Below are 20,681 nucleotides of genomic sequence, written 5' to 3'. Positions count from 1 at the left end.
CTCAACTCCCTCTCCCATAATAATTCTTACCTTCTATTACGGTATGTGGGATATTTGTCCGTTGAATGGGCTGTAGGTCAAATGGTTAGGGTCCTATCGTGCTCTCAATCTTACAATTGTGAAGGGTTCCTCAAACTGACCTCTCATTTACAAAGAATAGGTTCTCACTTAAGACTCTTTCTCCAGTCAAAAATTCCCAAGCATTTTTATAGAAGAGAATCTGCCCCTTGTAAAATTCTCGTAGGTCTTTGTAGTGTTCAGCTTCTTTTGGGTGATCAGTTTTATAGTCAACAATTTTCCAAGCATCGTCCTTTTTATAGACTAGATCGATTACGCCTTTTACGAAGTAAGGTTGGCTGGCTTCCTCTGATTTAGAGACGAAAGGATAAAGTGGATGTTCTTTGGAAACCTTCAACATAAAGGGAACCTCCGTTAATACCTGTTCAGCCACTAATAGCTCTTCCCAAACATCAGACTGTTTTAGTAACTCAATAGCCTTGTACACTTCCGCTTCTTTTTCTAAAGGTACATCGTATTTGCTTAACAAGGTTGGGATATAATTGGTAACATTCTGACCCTTGACCACCTTTTCAAACACATCGTGTATGATGGTTCCCCAGTCTTTTCCTCCCCCTGATTCGCGTTCAATGGTCACAACATTAGCGTAATTTTTATCCTTTGTTGGGGACCAATAGTCAAAGGACTTTTCTTTTCGTTCCTCAAGCCACAGCAACTTCTCCCGATTCTGATATTCCTCTAAAGTGACTTCCCCTTGCGGCTCGAATGCCTCTTCCTCCTCGACTTTTTCTAAAGGAAATTCTTCGATGTCAGGAAGCTCGAGCAACCTACTCCACGGATTGTTTTTATTCCCTTTGGCGCTAGAACTAATCACTAAGGCCTGCTCTGGACGAGTTGCTGCGACATAAAGAATCCGCAGCTCCTCCGCAGTTAAATAAGCTAGCTCCTCGAGTTTTAATTCAGCCCAATTTAGTGGAAATGCAATATTTTTTCGCTGAAATCCCTTTTTAACAGTAAATGAAAAATACCCTTTTGATGAATCTTCTTTCCGTTTAATATGTCTTGTTAAAAAAGATTCTTGATCAACTAGCTTGGCAGGATGAGCAAGGAAAACCACTCTCGCCTCAAGCCCTTTTGCTTTATGAATATTCATGACCCTAACGGCATCAGCTTCTTCTTCAATATTCAACACCGTCGTTTTTTCAAAGATCATTTCAGTTAATAATTGAAAGGATTGTTTATACGTTGTTTGTCCTTCTCTTTCATGATTACGAAGAGCTTCTAAAATTTGCAGCAAGCTCTTATAGGTCCGTTTATTTCCACTATGCTGCAGAAGTAGAAGATAAAATCCTACATCCTCAATGATTTTTTCAATCGCCACAGTTGGAGCAAAGGACATCACCCATTTTTGATACAGCTTAAGTTTAGTGAAAACAAGTTCAAACTTATTTATTAACGGACTAGGTAGGGAATCTGGGATATCACTATAGATTGACCACCTGCCACCATTTACCTTCCATTGATAAAGCTCATTATCACTGATTCCAAAAAAACTTCCCCGTAGAGTCGCAAGGAGGCTTACTTCATCGGTTGGGTCTACAAAAGTTTGCAGGAGAATACTTAATTCCTGAAAACTCCTCATTTCTCCGATGAGGACTTCCCCACTAATACTGACTGGGATGCCGATATCCTCTATTTTCTCAGAGTAGGTAGCAATTCCGTCGTTGTATCTTGTCAGAACCATAAAATCACGCGGGCGAAAGCCTTGGGTAAGCAACTGTTTGATGCTAGCCGCAATTTGTACAGCATCATAGTCTATCATATCGTCCTTTTTGGAAACACTGCTTGGAATGGTTAGCTTCTTTAAACCCGTTACCTTATCATCACCAGATTCTTTTTTAAAAGAATGAAGCGGACGATAGGCAGTTTGATAAACGTCATCGACCTCTGGTAAATGATGTTGAAAAACCTTATTTAGTTCGTCGGTTACAGAGTTGACCGTTCGGAAGTTCATCGTTAACTGCAGCACTTCTCCACCATGTTCCTCCATAAGCTGTTTTACGCGGTTATAGGTGTCGATGTCTGCTCGACGAAAACGATAAATCGCCTGCTTAGGATCGCCCACCACAAATAGCGAACCCTTTTTTGGTTGACACTGGCTCCAAACCTGTTCTGTTGAGTCCTCATTCGTCAAATAAAACATGATCTCAGCTTGAATGGGGTCCGTATCCTGGAATTCATCGACAAGAAGGCGTTGATACTTAGCTTGAAAATACTGACGAACCTCTCCATTTTTCTTCAATAAGTTTGCTGTTGTGATTAACAAATCTTGAAAATTGAGGAGCGAGCGCTCTTTTTTCAATTGGTTGTATACGGCCATCCCTTCCTGTAAAAAAGCCACCACCTTGGGATGACAATATTCACGCCACTCTTGTAAACGCGGTTTAATGCTTTCAGCAAACACATCTTTGATTTTTTCTTCATAATACTTAGCATCTTCTTTTGTATGCCAACGATTAAGCGTTGGTTTCAGGCTTTTATTAAAAAGCTCGAAGACTGAGATAATTTCTTTATCATTAGAAGGATCAAGGAAACGTTCTTTCTTTAAAGCTGTGATGATTGCCGTTTGTAACGCATCGTACCCCTTTTCAGGCTCTTGTTCCGGGATAGAGGGCTTTGCTTCTTTTATAACTAGCATGAGAGTGTTGTATGACGAAAGCAATTCTGGTTTGGACACCTCGTCTTTAATCCATTCCACGTCTGGGTATTCCCTAAGTTCACAAAGGTTTGCAAACAAATCTGTGACCGTGATTCCAAGCTTACCCATTTCCCCTAATAGAGGAGACTGCTCGGTTTGAAGATTTTGCAAATAGACTTGCCAAGCTTCCTCAAGTAAATCTTTGTCTTCCTGATCTTCAAGCTCTGTAAAAGCTAGATCAAGTTCAGCCTCAATCGGTCTTTCACGGAGCAATTTTGCACAAAAGGAGTGAACGGTGCCAATAAAGCAGCGTTCTATATTTTGCAGAGCAGATGCAAGTCGAAAATTCTTATCTGCATCGCTTTCCTCTTTCCAACTTTTTTCCAACTTTGCTTGAAAACGAACCTTTAACTCGTCTGCGGCTTTCCTAGTAAAAGTGATGGCAACCATTTGATCTACCGGACAAGTGCCCGTACGAATCAGCTCCACCATCCGCTCTACAAGACTGGTTGTTTTTCCTGAACCCGCCCCTGCTTCTACAAGGAAGTTTGTGTTGAGTTCATGTTTAATTTTTTCGCGAGCACCTTGGTCAATTACCGTATTAGTCATATGCACGCACCCCCTTAAACCGGCGTAACCCCTCATGATTTTGGTCCATTTGTTTTACTTTAAGATGATCATCATGGTAAAAATGACGTCTACAAACCGCTTTTAACTGACAAAACTTGCAGTCATTTGGATCGTCTGTCATCGTGAATTGCCCAGATGAAATCACGTCAATTAGACGCTCAAGGATGTCAAAGCCGTTTGTTCTGATTACAGAGTCCTGTTTCCGAGTATAGCGTTCTCCTAACCCTTTGACAGTTGGGAAATAATACGCACTTTCCTCAACAATCCCAGCTTCTAATTTTAAGTGTTCTTCAATGGCCAACGCATAAATCCAATGCTGCAGCTGCCGACCACCTTTAAAAGGTTCGTTCATTGCATAGTTGTAAGTACTGCCTGTTTTATAATCAATGATATGGTACGTTCCATCTGTTTTTCTATCAACACGGTCAATTTTTCCTGCAAGCATGATGCTCTCACCTGTAGGTAAATGAATTTCAGCAGGTTCGTGCCCATCGACCCCAAAGGTATACTCAAAGTGAGCAGGTTCATAAGAATCTAAATGCCGTTCTTCTTCTTTAATGAAAATACGACAGCAAGCAAGGAGATCAGCAACCTCAAGCTGAAATACCCGGTCATTCGTGGGAGGAAGAACCTCCTTCTGCTGATCAATTAGATCCTTCGCTACTTGGAGAATGAAAACTTCTTTATCCTCTTTTATCTCGTTCTCCTTTTGTTCACGGTAATTGATTTCAAAGATCCTGTGTAATAGACTTCCACGAGTCGCAGGATCGAGCCAGCTGTATGGGTCATACACCATTTCTTCTATAGGACGAACACCAAGAATCTCTTGAATAAAATAAGAGTACGGACAGGCAGCAAGGCTTTCAAGCTTGCCCGCTGTTAGCGTTTTTTCTTTATTTTTACGAGGATCGAAGGTTTCTTGGTCAATATCCACCCAGCCATCATATTCAGTAAACTCCGCTGCTCCATATCTTGCTTGATCGGCATGATTTCCGAAAGACAAGTTGGCAAAATGGGAAACTAATTTCCGATCTATATTTGCAGATTTAGAATCCATCAGCATGCCACTCCAATAATCGCGTTCATCCACTAGCTCCTCTGGAGCAAGGGGTGATGGCAGCTGTTTGAGGTCCTGAAACTCTGCGTCCTTCTTCCCTGTGACGAGCCGGTAACCTTGTAAAAATACATATGCCGGGCTCACCACACGATTCTCGTTTACATCAAAGCGACAAAAACTGACGGTTACAGAACCTATACTTTGAGCGAATAACTGGAGCATGGTATAAAGGTTTTCCTGCCCACTATTTTGCATCAACGGGAGATGATTGCCGAGACGTTTCCGCTCCTCATCTAAGAGCAACGGATCTTCATTAGAACTCCCCGGAAACTTTCGATTATCCAAGCCGACAATATAGACATTCTCTCTCGAATGATACAGTCCTTTATGATAGGACGTTACGTGAAGATGGCCGGGTTTAGGATTGGAACGAAGAACCCTTAAAGATAAAAGCAAGTCCTCTAGCTTTTCAAAAAGTTGATGTTGCCCATAGCTTTCGTCCGCATATGGCAGTAATTTACCGATTTCCTCGAGCATGGACGCTTTCGCAAATTCATCCAAAGCAGAAGTGGTTTTACAATGGTTGACCAACATATAATGAATGGCTTTAAGGGTTGCCTTATCATTCATCTTTTCTTTTAATGCAGGTAGCTTGTTCATCCTGATTTTAAACCAATCCACAACCCACTTATGATGCTGAATTTGTTCATCATAGTACGTACGTTTTTCTTCGTCATCTTGCTTTTCTTTTCTCACTAGTAGTGCTTCAATTTTTCTATTCAATTGTGAGACATACCGTTCCTTACTCCAGCCAATTTGGGCATCCCTCAGCATTCGGGTGATTTTCATTTTAGAAGGTGCCCCTTCTCCGAGTTCCAGCACCCCTCCGTGAAGCAAATCAATGAATGTGGATACACTATAATTTGCTTTGACCCATTGCAAAAGTCCTTTTACAAATTGACCTGGGTGTGTAAACGAAATCGGAATTCCTTCTCCAAAGGTGATTGGAATATCGTCTTTTTGAGATAAATGATAGAAAAGTGTATGATATGGGTCACCGCTGGTATAAAATATTACATTTTCATCCAGCTTTGTTTCTGACCTTTTGATTAGCCCCAAGATATGTTTTAGTTCTATTTCTTCTGTTTTCGCTGTAAAAAACGATAATTCCCTTGATGCTTTTGCATATTCCTGATCATACACATAACTGAGAGGAGTAGGTCCCCCCCAACGGATGGAACGTAAGCTTGTGCGCTCAGGAATCTGAATACCGAATACTGGGTGTAACGGCAATTTACGACTTCCTTCTGGTAGATGTTTATGTAAGAACTGCTCTTCCAGATAAGTTAAAGATAGATCGGACTGGAGGATGAACAAAGATTTTGAGGTTGTTACCCCATGTTGCCTTGCCCTCCGAAATAATTCAGCCTGATCGATATGTTGATGCTTATGGAGAAGTTTTTCATAGTTGTTGAGGATTTGAAGCATATCCAGCCCTTTTTCCTCCGTCAAAAAAAGAGTTGGACTTAAATTCTCACTAGAATAACCTGCCATTCGCAAAGTGTGTATGGTCTGATAGATGGAACGACTAAAAGACGAGTTGATTTCCATATGCTGAAAATATCTTAAAGCCCCATCTTCCTTTAATTTCGTGAGAACCCGATAGATGAATTGTGCTCCGACAATGGGTTCAACTACTTCGATTGGCTTCTTTGAATGAAGCTCTTCTTGTTCCAAGGCAAGGTTAAACACGGTTTTATAGTTCAAATTTATCGCGTGAAGCTCCTGTTTCGTATAGCTCTCCAAGATTTGCTCTCCAATGCTATATTCATCTACAATCATTACTTTTTCCGCAAGCGGAAACCGCTCACAGATAGATTGCAACTCCCCTATTAACGATTTCAAAACTCAACACTCCCTGTATCTGGTAGATATCTGTAGGTTCCTGACACCAGCCAGTTTTCTGGTAATTTAGTTTTATTTTATCACTTTTATTTAAGGTAAAAAAACTTGGTGGTATCCCGCAATGTCATTATTGGCTATTTTTTGTAAAAAAACAGTACTTTTTTCCAATTCTCTGAATTATAATTGTGATTGGAATTTTACTAGAATGGTAAAGGGGAAAATAGAATGGGAGCTCAAAAGCCATTATGGCCATGGTTTGTCTTAATTGGTGGTGCAATCTTTTGGGTTTCAGCCGGACCAGGCTTATTGTTTACAATCCTTCTTCCTTTTTGGAGAGCGGAGGAACTTGGTTTATTTATGTACATTTTTATCATAATTACTGTTTTTACTATCATTGGGACGGTCTGGGGGATGGTCAAAGCCTATCAAGCTTTAAGAAATTTTAATCAACCAATCAATGGCATTCCTTTTTTACCAGAACAACAAATAGAGTCACAGGAATATCATAAAAACTCACCGAGTAAAATGCCCATTTGGCCATGGTTTATCATTGTGCCAGGAGCATTGCTACTAGTTGGTTCAGGCCCAGGTGTGTTAATGTTACCAATTATGCCACTGTTTTTGGCTGGTATGTCGACCGATTCGGGAAACACTCCAGATTACGTACCATTACTCATTATCCTGATTGGCTATACCCTTATGATTGGCTACATCATCCTTGTTGTTATCGCTATCAAAACACTTATCCGAGCTAGAAAATGAGAAGAAAACCGTAAAAGTAAGAGGGAAGATGTGATTACATCTCCCCTCTTGCTTTTTTACAAAATTAATTCTTACTTACTGCTTTTTCTTTTTCAAATAACATAATCAATCCAGGCAGTAATATCCCTCTTATAAGGAATGTATCTAGTAAAATCCCTACCGCCACGATGAATCCAAATACAAATAATAGTTGTATTGGTTGAGTCATTAACACCGCAAAGGTTGCAGCGAGAATTAATCCAGCTGAGGAGATGACTCCTCCCGTATTCGCAACAGCAATTTCCACTGATTCTTTAACAGAATGCTTCTTTCGCTCTTCTTGGAAACGAGAAATTAACATGATATTGTAGTCAATTCCGAGTGCGACTAGAAAGACGAAGGAATAGAGCGGAACACGATTGCTAATCGTATCGATACCAAAGAATAGATTTGATAAGAACATTCCCAATCCTAATGCAGCAAGGAAGGATACCAAAATCGTCCCCATCATATAGATTGGCATTTTAACAGACTTTGTTAAAACAATTAACATCCCAAAGATTAAGATTGTTTCCAAGACAACAATAACAATAACGTCGCGATTATTGATAGAACGGTCATCTACTTGAGTCGCTGTTTCACCAGCGAAGTAAAGTTCACCATTCACACCGCTATCTGCCAATATTTCGCCTGAATTGTCCATCATGATTTCCAGCGCATCCATGGATTCCGTATCATATGGACTTTCTGTAAAGGTAAGGCTGTAGTTCAGCACTCTACCTTCTTCGGCTACACCGTTCATTCGAACGGTACTAACATTGTATTGGTTAGCTAGTTCCTCTCTCAGTGCCTCTTGCTCTTCTGCAGTTAAAGCTTCTTTCCCTTCAAACAATACCGTTGTTGGGGCAAGATCGCCTTTAGCAAATTCCTCTTCTAAGATATTAAAACCTTGGCGAGACGGCATGTCCTCAGGAAATGAATTCATGGTGTTGAATTCAAATTTAAGATTAACCATATTGCTAGCGGACAAGATTAGGAAAGCACTGACTAATACCGCTGCCAGTCCAGGCTTATTTACAACGAAACGAGCAACTTTACTCCAAATCGAATTCTTTTTCACCGTTTCATCGCCAACACGCGGAACCTTTGGCCAGAAAGATTTTCTACCAAACAGTGTAAACAACGCTGGCACTAGCGTAACAGAGGCAATCATGATGATTAACATGGTTGTCGCAAAGGTCGGGGCAAAGTTCCGATAGTCCCCAAATTGAGCAAAGAACAAGACTAGCATTGCTGCTAAAACCGTTCCACCTGAGAAAAATACAGGCATCCCTGTTTCACGCATGGCAGATCTCATTGCCACATATTTATCTTCGTGCAGTTTTAATTCTTCACGATAACGTGAAAAGACAAAAAGGGAATAATCGATGACGGCAGCAAACAATAAAATCGACATAATTGATATCGTTTGGTTACTTATCACTAGTCCACCCATGCCCATTAACCCGAGTGTTTGCATCACGACTTCATATACGAACGCGGCCGCTAATAATGGAATTAAGGCCAATAATGGAGAACGATAGATAACAATTAATAGAACTAGAATTAATCCTACCGTTGAAAAAATTAGCACTAGATCTGCACGGGAGAATAGGTCAAGTGTATCTGTTGCAATCCCTGCCGGACCTGTCACATATAAACTTAAGTCGGAGCTTTCTTCAACTAGCTTTACAATTTGTTCTTTTGAATTCTTTATTTCCTTCGTTTCCAATGAATCATTGAAATTTAGAGGTATAACAGCTGTTTGTTTATCATCTGAAAAGAAACCAGCTGTTGCCTGAGGCGGCAAGGCTGATAGCGGAACCACTTGCTCTACGCCCTCAATCTCCTCAGCCTCTATTTGAGCAAATAGGGAGACCAATTCATCAAATTGAACTTCGCCTTCCTTGGCTTGAAAAACAAGAATACCAGGAATCCCTTCATTATCTTTAAAATATTCATCTACTTTCGTTTGGGCAATGACCGAGTTTGCTTCCTCTGGAATTGAATCAAGACTCGATACTTCATAATCTTTAACACTTGGAGCGAACATTGCCAAAAGCATGGTTACAACGAGCCAAGCGGCTAACGTAATCCACATCCCTTTCTTCGTCGCTACAGCATCCGTTATGGATTGTAAAATGGACCTCATATCTATAACCTCCTACCATATTTTCACTTAAATCAGCATAAGTGACACAAGTGTTACTTTAGATAAAAAAATAAGCAACAAGATTTCATTTATCATTATCATTCAATGTGACGAAAGTGTCAATTATGGTTTTTAAACATTTCAAGGCAAAGGACGGAAGAAAAGGATTGAATTCCCATTTTAGAAACAACCATTATAGGGTTTTTCCGCTTTCTTCCTCTATCCTATTTTACGAACATTCCATAACAAATCATTTCCTTAATACTATTGACCCACTCTGAGCGCGGGATTGCAAAATGGTTGGGGATTGCAATGGTTTGAAAAATGAACCCTAACACTAAGAAGTCGGGCAGATTGGGTTTTAATTTCCCCTCTTTCCTCCCTAAATCAATAAATGCTTGTAAATTATGGTACATGGCAAAACGCTGCTGTTCCATCTTGCTTTGATTGTCTCGCACTTTTTGGTTTAGATTGCTTGGAATATTCTTACCGATTTCAATCAAATGAGGAATAGAAGCATTTTTAAAGATCAATTCGAGCAAAAAATCTACCTGCTTCTCGAAACCTTCTATCTTATGAATGTTCTTTAATTCTTCAAGAAATAGATTCATCTCATGAATCATAAAATCAGTGATTAGCTCTTCTTTATTTTCATAATACTTATAGAGCGTTCCCCTTGAGACTTCTAAATGGTCTGCTAAGATGCTGAAGGTAAATCCTTCGTACCCATATTGGAGTAAAAGCTCCGTTGTTGTTTGGAATAATTCACTTGTGGAAAACTTGCGGTCCCGTGCCATCTTATCACTCCAATCTATTAACAAAATCCTACGTAACTAACCTAAGTATAAAGAATTTTTTCGATGATTGACAATCTCCGTGTTGTTGAAAAAGCTAGCGGTGTTGGATAAAAAAGTCAAAGCCCAACATCGTAAGGATTCCAAAGACAAGCGTCCAAAGTGCTAAACTAGATATCATCCACAGCATCGCCCAACCTTTTTTTGCTCCTAAAGACATCCCGATAAAAGCGGCAATATGAATGCCAATTAAAATTGGCCCCAATAGCGCTAGACCAGGAAGACCATATTTGTTCCAGATTTTTTTTGCTCGTTCATTTCGTTTAGATGGGACTTTTGATGTTTTTTCTTGGCGTTTTTCATACCAATTACGTAATCGTTCAAAGCCGATAATAACAGGAATAAGCGTGATGGCATTTCCAATAAACGCAAGAACCATCACCCAGAACGGTGATAATCCACGAACAATCCCCAACGGAATCACTAACGCAATTTCAAACCATGGAATGGCGGCACCGAGAAACACGAGTACATATTCAAAAAGCATTCTTTTCCTCCTCTTCCTCTATTGTAAGGAAAGACGGTAAACCACCGTTCTTTCTTCTCTACATTTTACCAACCATACTTTTGTTATTTACCAATATGTCTTTGTTGTTTTTTTCCTCATTTCTTAATGTAAGATAAAAAAGAAAAAAACACCACCCTTATGAGGTGGTGCCTTTGTGCTATAGATAGTTAAATCACTCTTACGTTTACAATCCCGCCAATTTGCATGATTTTTTCCAGTAGACCTGGAATCACATCGCCATTCACTTTGTTGTCAATGTCAATCATTGTATAGGCATATTCTCCACGGCTTCTGTTTACCATGTCCGCGATATTTAAATTGTAGTTTGAAATCGCACCTGTGATTTGCCCCACCATGTTTGGAACATTATGATGGAAAGCTGCCACACGACGTTTTCCTGTATAAGGAAGAGAAGCATTTGGAAAGTTTACAGAATTTCTAATGTTACCCGTTTCAAGAAATTCCTTCACCTGACGGGCCGCCATTAGAGCACAATTCTCCTCTGATTCTTTTGTAGAAGCACCTAGATGAGGAATAGGAACAGCATTCTTCATTTTAAGCACTTTTTCATTTGGGAAATCCGTAATATACTTGCCTACTCTTCCACTTTCAAGTGCAACCGCCATATCTTCCTCGTTTACTAGTTCTCCACGGGAGAAATTCAGGATATGCACACCTGGCTTCATGATGCTAAATGCTTCTTCATTGAACATTCCTCTTGTATCGTCTGTTAATGGAACGTGGACGGTAATATAATCACTATTCGCAAATAGCTCTTCCATCTTCATCGCACGTTGGACATTGCGAGATAGGTTCCATGCAGTATCAACAGAGATGAACGGATCAAAACCGATGACATCCATATCTAAGTCAAGTGCATCATTGGCCACTAAGGCTCCGATTGCCCCTAACCCAATTACACCAAGAGTTTTGCCTTTGATTTCTTTCCCAACAAATTGTTTCTTCCCTGCTTCAACAAGTTTAGGAATTTGATCCCCTTCACCTTCTAAAGATTTCGTCCACAATACACCAGCAAAAAGATTACGAGATGAAGCCATTAGTGTAGTTAACACTAATTCTTTTACAGCGTTGGCATTGGCTCCTGGTGTATTAAACACCACAATGCCTTGTTCTGTACATTTGCTAACGGGAATATTATTTACGCCTGCACCTGCACGCGCAATGGCCTTAAGATTGCGATCAAAATCCAGGTCATGCATGTTAAAACTGCGAACAACAATAGCATCAGGACTGTTACTTCCCTCATCAATGGTATAATTTCCGTTTGCGAATACTTTCAAACCGCATTCTGCAATATTATTTAATGGCTTTATTGTGTTCATTTTCGTAGCGATTGTGCTCATCTAGTTCCCTCTTTTCATTTATTTTAATAGTTGTTGGTGAGATAACTTCCATCAACGTTTTATAAAACTATTAGTAGCAAAGCTTAATCTTGGGTTCATAATTATAATCAAATAATTTTAAGCTTCATTCTATAACACCATTAATCTGAATAATTAATAAATTAACACTAAAAACGTTCGTTGTACACCCCTACTAAAGGATAAAAACACAAATATTTCAAAAAAGTCTTCCGTTTTCCAGAATCGATTCAAATCTACAGTTCCTTAATTGAAGCAGAGATCTTTCCTACCATACGAATTCACATCTGAACAACATGCATGACAATAATGATACTTCATTCCTCTACACTTTCCCTATCCCCCCTAGAAACATAAAGAGGCAAGGGAATTCCTCCCTTACCTCTGCCCAGGCGAACGGCTCATCGCAACTATGTGCTCCCTCACGGTGATCCGTGTTTTCGCCAGTTACACATAGTCTTTTCATTTGTTACATCTTAACAAATTCTCCCCTGCCCATCAACCACTTCGTTCCATTCTTCTGAAAATTTCTGAAAAAAAATCTTAGTTTCCTAGTATTTATCATATTTTCACAGAGAAAATTGTTCTATATAAAGGAAACGCAAAGAAATTTTTCTAAATATGTCATATTTTATTCTTTTTTAAATTTCTATCATCTATTAATATGTTAAAATTTATCTAATAAAATAGTAATTCGTAATACTATGTCATATTTGAGGAGGTCGAAATGAAGAAGAAAGTTCTATTACCGAGTATCTGTTTTGCCGTTTTATCCACAGCAGCCTTTGATCAAGTTGTTCAAGCTGCAGAAAATAGTACTCCCGTTTCTACGGCAAGTCAGGCAAACATCACTCATTTTGTCAAAATTTCACCAGGTACAAACCTGAATTTACGCGCTTCCGCTTCAACAAGCGCTTCTATTGTAGGTAGTCTAGCAAATGGCACTCAAGTGACAGTCTATTCCAACGAAAATGGATGGGCAAAGGTTTTAGCAAATGGGAAAACGGGCTTTGTCAGTTCAAATTTCCTAGCTCCTAAGAATGGTGGCTCTTTGAGCACCACTACACCTGTTAAAGAAGAAGCAAAAACTTCTACTCAATACGTCAGTGTCAAAGCTGGGTCAAAGTTGAATTTACGCGCTTCTGCTTCAACAAGCGCTTCTATTTTAACGAGTCTTGCTAATGGCACTCAAGTGACCGTCCATTCCAGCGAAAATGGTTGGGCCAAGGTTTCAGCGAATTGGAAGACAGGTTTTGTTAGCACGAATTACCTTTCGAATACCAATGGTGGCTCATCCAGCACCACTACAACTGTTAAGGATGAAGCGAAAACTTCTACTCAATTCGTCAATGTCAAAGCTGGCTCAAAGTTGAATTTACGCGCTTCTGCTTCAACGAGCGCTTCTATTTTAACGAGTCTTGCTAATGGCACTCAAGTGACCGTCCACTCCAACGAAAATGGTTGGGCAAAGGTTTCAGCGAATGGGAAAACCGGTTTTGTTAGCACGAATTACCTTTCGAATACCAATGGTGGCTCATCCAGCACCACTACACCTAAAGAAGAAGCAAAAACTTCTACTCAATATGTCAACGTTAAAGCTGGGTCAAAGTTGAATTTACGCGCTTCTGCTTCAACGAGCGCTTCTATTTTAACGAGTCTTGCTAATGGCACTCAAGTCACTGTCCATTCCAGCGAAAACGGTTGGGCCAAGGTTTCAGCGAATGGGAAAACCGGTTTTGTTAGCACGAATTACCTTTCGAATACCAATGGTGGCTCATCGAGCACCACTACACCTAAAGAAGAAGCAAAAACTTCTACTCAATACGTCAACGTTAAAGCTGGGTCAAAGTTGAATTTACGCGCTTCTGCTTCAACAAGCGCTTCTATTTTAACGAGTCTTGCTAATGGCACTCAAGTCACTGTCCATTCCAGCGAAAATGGTTGGGCAAAGGTTTCAGCGAATGGGAAAACCGGCTTTGTTAGCACGAATTACCTTTCGAATACCAATGGTGGCTCATCGAGCACCACTACACCTGTTAAAGAAGAAGCAAAAACTTCTACTCAATTCGTCAATGTCAAAGCTGGCTCAAAGTTGAATTTACGCGCTTCTGCTTCAACGAGCGCTTCTATTTTAGCTAGTCTTGCTAATGGCACTCAAGTCACTGTCCATTCCAGCGAAAACGGTTGGGCCAAGGTTTCAGCGAATGGGAAAACCGGTTTTGTTAGCACGAATTACCTTTCGAATACCAACGGTGGCTCATCGAGCACCACTACACCTGTTAAAGAAGAAGCAAAAACTTCTACTCAATACGTCAACGTTAAAGCTGGGTCAAAGTTGAATTTACGCGCTTCTGCTTCAACAAGTGCTTCTATTTTAACGAGTCTTGCTAATGGCACTCAAGTGACCGTCCACTCCAACGAAAATGGTTGGACGAAGGTTTCAGCTAATGGAAAAACGGGCTTTGTTAGCTCGACTTACCTTTCGCAAACGAAACCTGGTTCATCAAGTCCTATTCCTCCTGTAAAAGAGGAAGTAGTGATAAAAAAGGTCAACGTGAGCTCTAAATCTAGCTTAAATATGCGGACCAAACCAGATACTAAAGCATCCATAATCGTGAAGCTGGCCAGTGGGGTTCAAGTAACGGTCCTGTCTGAACAGAATGGATGGGCGAAGATAAAGGTTTATGGACAAGAAGGTTATGTAAGTGCTGAGTATCTATTAACTGTAGAATCGGGGTCTAACAGTAAAGACAATCCTGTGGATCACACAAATAGCCCAGCCCCTAGCCCAGTTCCGGAAAAAGACGAACCTGTTGTAGAACCAGTAGAGAATACGCCTCCCGGACAAAGTACATCTACTGTAAAATTTGTAAAGGTGAAGGACGGTTCTAGTCTAAATATGCGTTCAAATCCATCTACTTCCTCTTCAATCCTAACGAAGCTAACAAAGGGTACACCCATTACAGTGATTTCGGAAGAAAATGGTTGGGCAAAGGGATCAGCTAATGGTCATACCGGTTATATAAGTACACAATATCTAACCGATAAGCAAGAAGGAACCCAGGACTCTTCTAAGCGGACCATCAATACCATAAACACGCAATATGGTGTTACCTTAGAAGAATTTACACAAATGCAAATGAAGACTAATCCGCAAACAGATAAAAAGTATACAACGTACATAAGGGAAGACGCACTCATCCTTAATGATCCCTCCAACCCGACAACCGGGAAAGTACAAGGAACCGGTTGGAAGATTAGGGGTGGAGCTAGTACAAGCGATTGGGTTGTTGGGACAGTCAAAAACGGGGAGTTCCTGCAAATTTTTTCTAGTACGAAAGGAACTGACGGATATATTTGGTACCAAGTCAACTTTTCGAAGTCTTGGGTAAATGCTAGCCCAGAGGATGTAAAAAAGCAGCTTGACCCAAGTACCCATGTGAATGATCCCGTTGCGTCCTTGCAGTTCTTAAAACTATCAGAGACTACTAATTTAGATCAGTTTGAAGTAAATGAAAAGATTCTGGCAGGCAAAGGGATCCTTGCTGGCCACGCAGCAACTTTCGCTACGGCGAGTGAAAAATACGGTGTAAATGACGTCTATTTAATCTCCCATGCCCTTTTAGAAACAGGAAATGGCACTTCCCAGCTTGCGAAGGGTGTTCAGATTTATGGAAAGACCGTTTATAACATGTATGGAATTGGCGCTTACGACCAAACGGCCGTTTCAAGTGGAGCTAATTTTGCCTATAACGCAGGATGGTTTACTCCGGAGGCTGCGATTATGGGCGGAGCTCAATTTATTGCCCAAGGTTATATCAATACAGGACAAGATACCCTATACAAAATGCGATGGAACCCTGAAGTGACAATTGCCAAAGGTGTTGGAAGTCATCAATATGCAACGGACATCGGCTGGGCAACAAAGCAGGTAAATCAGATTCATAATTTATATAGCTTACTAGATTCATATAAACTCACCTTAGAAGTTCCAAGCTTTAAATACTAGGTTTGAAAGGTGCCTGATCCCCGCTAAAGGAAAGCATTACTGCACTGGGGGTCAGGCACCTTTTTTCTCTTTCTCCCCCCTATCCTTCGGGCGTTGTTCCAGACTGGCATTTTTTTAAAATTAAAGTAAGATGGATATGTAATGCATTTGTGAGGTGAGATCTGACCCTATCTTACCACCACCCATTACAACAGTTTTATAGGATAAGGAGTTTTATGAATGGACAATCAACAAGCTGGCTTAAAGCCCTTTTTTTCACTTATTCTTTCCACTAAACTCCCGAAATTGGCCCTTACCTTTGGGTTAATTACTAGTGTCATTACCACCCTTTTTGGTCTTGCCATTCCCTTGTTAACAAGAGATTTGGTTGACGGGTTTTCTGTTTCATCCATCAGTGTTTCCCTTATGTTTTTAATTGGGGGTGTTTTCATTCTCCAAGCAGTTATCGATGGTATATCTACTTACCTCCTGGCTGCGGTTGGCCAAAAAATCGTTGCTCGCTTGCGGGAGAGGATGTGGTTAAAGCTTCTCCGATTACCGGTTACTTACTTTGATAAAACCCAAAGTGGAGAATCAGTCAGTCGGGTTGTCAACGATACAGGGATTGTCAGAGATTTGATTTCGCAGCATTTCCCAAGGTTCATTACAGGAATCATTTCCATTATTGGTGCACTTATTATTTTACTAATCATGGATTGGAAAATGACCCTTCTCATGTTAGTCTCAGTCCCCATCACGATGGTGATCATGATTCCTCTCGGAAGAAAAATGGCGAAAATCTCAAGAGGCTTGCAAGACGAGACAGCCGTATTCACGGGAAATGTTCAACAAACATTGAGTGAAATTCGTTTAATGAAATCTTCAACAGCTGAGGATTACGAGGAAACAAAAGGCATAAAGGGAATCAATCGTTTATTAAATTTCGGATTGAAGGAATCTCGAATCTTCGCTTTGATTGGACCTTTCATGTACCTTGTTGTGATGGTCGTCATTGTAGTGATTATTGGCTACGGTGGAATTCGGGTTGCAAACGGAACGATGTCAACGGGTTCCCTTGTTGCCTTTTTACTCTATTTATTCCAGATTATCTTCCCCATCACCTCATTTGCGATGTTTTTTACACAGCTTCAAAAAGCAAAAGGAGCTACCGAACGAATTATTGAAATCTTAGACCTACCATTAGAGGAAAAGCAAGTCGGCATGAAACTAGATATTACAAACAAGCCGATTACTGTTTCAAACGTTTCCTTTGCTTTTAGTGAGGATGAACCTGTTATCGAAAATGTCTCCTTCGACGCACAGCCCGGGCAAATGGTTGCCTTTGCTGGACCGAGTGGCGGTGGGAAAACAACCATGTTTGGTTTGCTTGAGCGCTATTATGAACCAACTGCTGGTGAAATATTTATTGGAAACACTCCTATTAAACAATTATCGCTTGATTCTTGGCGTAGCCAAATCGGCTACGTATCACAGGAAAGTGCGATGATGGCCGGGACCATTCGCGAAAATCTGTGTTACGGTTTAAAGAATCGAGATGAAATCACGGACGAACGGTTATGGCAAGTAGCAGAGATGGCCTATGCAGATCAATTTATTAAGGCTTTTCCAAATGGTTTAGACACAGAAGTAGGCGAACGTGGCATCAAGTTATCTGGTGGACAACGACAACGAATTGCCATCGCTCGTGCTTTTTTACGGGACCCGAAAATTTTGATGATGGATGAAGCAACAGCAAGCTTGGATAGCCAATCCGAAAGCATTGTACAGCAAGCATTAACTAGGTTGATGGAAGGAAGAACAACCTTTGTGATTGCACACCGTTTATCGACGATTGTGGATGCTGATCAGATTATTTTTATTGAAAAAGGAAAAGTTACTGGCATCGGTACCCATAGGGAATTAATCCAATCACATCATTTGTACCGGCAATTTGCAGAACAACAATTAGCTTAGCGGACCAGGAAGAAATCGAGAATTAGCTAAAATGTGGAGGGATTCAAATTGAAGCGATTGGCAGTTTATTGTGGTTCTAGTTTGGGCGCTTCAGAGCATTACAAGTTAGGAGCCATTGCCCTTGGAAAAGAATTAGCGAAAAAAAACATCACCTTGGTTTATGGTGGTTCGAGCATTGGTCTCATGGGAATTTTGGCTAACACAGTCCTTATGGAAGGTGGACAAGTGATTGGAGTAATTCCTCGATTATTGGAGGAACGGGAAATCTCCCATCCTTCCTTAACCAAACTATATGTTGTTGAAAATATGCATGAGCGAAAAGCAAAAATGGCTGAGCTCGCGGACGGCTTCGTGGTCATGCCGGGTGGAGCTGGCACACTTGAAGAGTTTTTTGAAGTGTTCACTTGGGGACAGATTGGCATCCATCAAAAGCCTTGTGGCCTTCTCAATATCAAAGGATATTACAATCCGCTCATGCATTTACTGGATCACATGGTCGAACAGAGGTTTTTACAAGAGAAATTTCGTTCAATGCCAATTGTGGAAGAGGAGCCTGCTCTTTTAATTGAAAAATTTTCACATTATATTCCCCCTACCATTAAAACATATAGTGAGGATGAAAATGCTAATAGCTCTTTGTAAAGCGAATGCTTGTTTGACTGACAAGCCTGACCTAGAAAAATCAATGTTAAAAATCTGGCATTCATACGGATGCCAGATTTTTTATAGCAAAAGGTAAATTGGAAATAATACTATCTCCCCTTTTCCTAGGCTCGCTTTTGAAGGTTGATACACAATTGTCGGAAGGCATCTGCTTCTTGGTCCATTCCCTTATCCTGATAGACTTTCGCCAACCATTGGAGTGGCTTTGGGTCATTCGGCTTTAATTCCATCTCCCAACAGAAGCACTCAATCGCTTTTTCTAGTTGCTTGAATTCGACGTACAGTTCTCCGAGAGTTTGCATATGATCTAAGTCATCATTAAATTTTTGCATGACATCAATCTTTTCAAATAGTGGGAGCTGCGAGTGGCTTTCTTTAAAAGGTGCAAGCCATTCTTTTATAAAAGCTAGTTCATGAGCGTTGAGCAATGTGACAACGGATTTATTCAGGAATTCCTCTACCCTATCAGGAAAGAACTTTATGACAGTTTTTAGTAGTGACCTAAGCATTTCAGGTTTGATAAACTCATCCTGAAAATCAAGTTCATCTAGTATGCTCCCAAAGGTTCGTGATTCAGATTTATTCAGATGAAATTCCTGTTGATTTACCAGATGAAATACTTCTTCCACTTTATGGATTTTTACATAATGGTTAAATAATTCCTGCTGGAGTGGTAGATAGGCAGGGATTTTCAAGTTTAGCTTTTCTAAAATCGAAACGGTCTCATGTTCATAAAAGGTCTGATGGAGTAGTTTAAGAAAAGGTCTGTAGGAATCATTTGAAGGGATAGTTGTCAACCTTTCATAATACAATGCGATTAACTCGAGCGAGCGGGAATCTTTTTCATAGCATTGTACAAGTTGGTGAAATCTTTGAGGATTCTCTCTTTGAGCAAAGAGAAGTTTCTCAGCAAAAATGGGGTCTTTCTCTACTAGTTTTTCAGAAACTTGGTTATAGAGTTCAGCATATTTATTGAATATTAAACTACTCGTAAGCTCCTTCACCAAGCTATGATTAGGAGCGAAATCATTTAAGATTCGAACAATCCGATAGCCTAAGAACATCTGTCCATTCCGGCGGTATTCATAAAAGATTGAACTAATCTCATGAAACAGGTCTTTTTTTGGATAAAAGGATTCGAAAAAAGTGAGTATCCATGCCCTTTCATGCTTTGAATAGAGCTTCTCTATTTTTTTTACTAATGGATTGAATGTAGTTATTTTATAGGGGGTGTTAGAGGAAAGCAGCTTATGGATGATTGGATGTGGAGCTTCGAAAACCAACCCTTCTTTAAAGGCGTGCTCAATGTAGGAATTTCGGCGAAGTCTTTTAGCTCTACACGTAGTAAGGTATTGGGATTTGTAAAAAAACAAATAATAGACCTCATTTTTCGCTTCATTGAACGCTTCAATGATTTCACCTTGTAAATAAAATGCCACTCGTTCTGCTTGAAGTTGAATCGAATTTTCATGATCCATTAGTAAAAACTGATTTTGGTTCATATCATATCCCCCTTCTTGTTTATTTAAATATAACATAGTTTCCAAAGAAACTCAGTAGCTTAGAATGGTGGGGTACGTATATGGTGGATATATACTGATTTTTTACCGATTAAAATTCATTGCATGAAATGATTTAAATCCACTTACACTAACAGAAATAAGGAAAGAGCGTGGTTTGTTTTTATGTTAAGTAACGATTCGCATACACAACAGAACTCTTTAACAACTAGCGACTTATTGCCGCTAGAAAGAACAAAACTCGCCAATGAAAGGACCATATTGGCCTATCTTCGTACTGCTTTAACTAACTTTGCAGCCGCTGCCAGCCTCATACAGTTTTTTTTTGAAAGCAAAGCATTCAGAATTACAGGTTATATCCTTATTCCGATTGGATTTATCATATTGGGATTTGGTCTCTATAGTTTATACCAGGCTAAAAAACAAATGAAAGAAATAATAAAAGAATAGAAAATGTTAACTCCTCATCAACCTTTTTCACTAACAACTGGAATCTCGTTGACCATACTCTGCTAAATAACCCTTGTATGAGCATTGACTCCCCTCTCAGTG

The 20,681-nt window shown here is 40.1% G+C and carries 12 protein-coding genes and 1 riboswitch; of the genes, 5 read left to right on the top strand and 7 right to left on the bottom strand.

What is annotated here, in order from left to right; translation table 11 throughout:
• Positions 1–130: 130 nt before the first annotated feature.
• Both LG336_RS10445 and LG336_RS10440 read right to left on the bottom strand, forming a co-directional pair.
• Positions 131–3,325 (bottom strand): UvrD-helicase domain-containing protein, encoded by a 3,195-nt coding sequence (locus LG336_RS10445; RefSeq protein WP_404332487.1) that lies wholly within the window; start codon positions 3,323–3,325, stop codon positions 131–133.
• Entirely contained in the window at positions 3,318–6,308 is a 2,991-nt protein-coding gene (locus LG336_RS10440; RefSeq protein WP_404332486.1) for a PD-(D/E)XK nuclease family protein, read from the bottom strand. Before LG336_RS10440 ends, LG336_RS10445 begins: the two co-directional genes overlap by 8 nt.
• Before the next feature lie 225 nt (positions 6,309–6,533).
• Here LG336_RS10440 and LG336_RS10435 point away from each other — a divergent pair, with 225 nt between their 5' ends.
• Entirely contained in the window at positions 6,534–7,070 is a 537-nt protein-coding gene (locus LG336_RS10435; protein ID WP_404332485.1) for a hypothetical protein, read from the top strand.
• Positions 7,071–7,134: 64 nt separating this feature from the next.
• Here LG336_RS10435 and LG336_RS10430 read toward each other — a convergent pair whose 3' ends face one another.
• The 4 genes from LG336_RS10430 to LG336_RS10415 form a co-directional block, all read right to left on the bottom strand.
• Complete coding sequence (locus LG336_RS10430; protein WP_404332484.1) at positions 7,135–9,240, bottom strand: MMPL family transporter; 2,106 nt, start codon at positions 9,238–9,240, stop codon at positions 7,135–7,137.
• A gap of 224 nt (positions 9,241–9,464) precedes the next feature.
• Positions 9,465–10,037 (bottom strand): TetR/AcrR family transcriptional regulator, encoded by a 573-nt coding sequence (locus LG336_RS10425; RefSeq protein ID WP_404332483.1) that lies wholly within the window; start codon positions 10,035–10,037, stop codon positions 9,465–9,467.
• A gap of 94 nt (positions 10,038–10,131) precedes the next feature.
• Positions 10,132–10,581, bottom strand: coding sequence for a small multi-drug export protein (locus LG336_RS10420; protein ID WP_404332482.1), 450 nt, complete (start codon positions 10,579–10,581; stop codon positions 10,132–10,134).
• A 188-nt stretch (positions 10,582–10,769) separates the two neighbouring features.
• Entirely contained in the window at positions 10,770–11,966 is a 1,197-nt protein-coding gene (locus LG336_RS10415) for a phosphoglycerate dehydrogenase (RefSeq protein WP_404332481.1), read from the bottom strand.
• Positions 11,967–12,363: 397 nt separating this feature from the next.
• Positions 12,364–12,445, bottom strand: a riboswitch (ZMP/ZTP riboswitch).
• Between the two features lie 266 nt (positions 12,446–12,711).
• On the opposite strand from LG336_RS10415, the gene LG336_RS10410 reads away from it, so the two are divergent.
• From LG336_RS10410 to LG336_RS10400, 3 genes are all read left to right on the top strand, one after another.
• Positions 12,712–15,993: an SH3 domain-containing protein gene (locus LG336_RS10410; protein WP_404332480.1), complete on the top strand. Its 3,282-nt coding sequence runs from the start codon at positions 12,712–12,714 to the stop codon at positions 15,991–15,993.
• Positions 15,994–16,212: 219 nt separating this feature from the next.
• Complete coding sequence (locus LG336_RS10405; RefSeq protein WP_404332479.1) at positions 16,213–17,946, top strand: ABC transporter ATP-binding protein; 1,734 nt, start codon at positions 16,213–16,215, stop codon at positions 17,944–17,946.
• 48 nt (positions 17,947–17,994) lie between these two features.
• Positions 17,995–18,588: a TIGR00730 family Rossman fold protein gene (locus LG336_RS10400; protein WP_404332478.1), complete on the top strand. Its 594-nt coding sequence runs from the start codon at positions 17,995–17,997 to the stop codon at positions 18,586–18,588.
• A 125-nt stretch (positions 18,589–18,713) separates the two neighbouring features.
• On the opposite strand, the gene LG336_RS10395 is transcribed toward LG336_RS10400, so the two are convergent.
• Positions 18,714–20,111: a hypothetical protein gene (locus tag LG336_RS10395; protein WP_404332477.1), complete on the bottom strand. Its 1,398-nt coding sequence runs from the start codon at positions 20,109–20,111 to the stop codon at positions 18,714–18,716.
• Positions 20,112–20,294: 183 nt separating this feature from the next.
• Between LG336_RS10395 and LG336_RS10390 the strand changes: the two genes are divergently transcribed.
• Entirely contained in the window at positions 20,295–20,579 is a 285-nt protein-coding gene (locus LG336_RS10390; RefSeq protein WP_404332476.1) for a DUF202 domain-containing protein, read from the top strand.
• Positions 20,580–20,681 lie beyond the last annotated feature (102 nt).

It is taken from the genome of Mesobacillus maritimus (assembly GCF_044803185.1).
Classification (GTDB): Bacteria; Bacillota; Bacilli; order Bacillales; family Cytobacillaceae; genus Mesobacillus_B; species Mesobacillus_B maritimus_B.
Note: the sequence above shows the minus strand (reverse complement) of the source record. Positions and strands in the feature narration are given on the sequence as shown.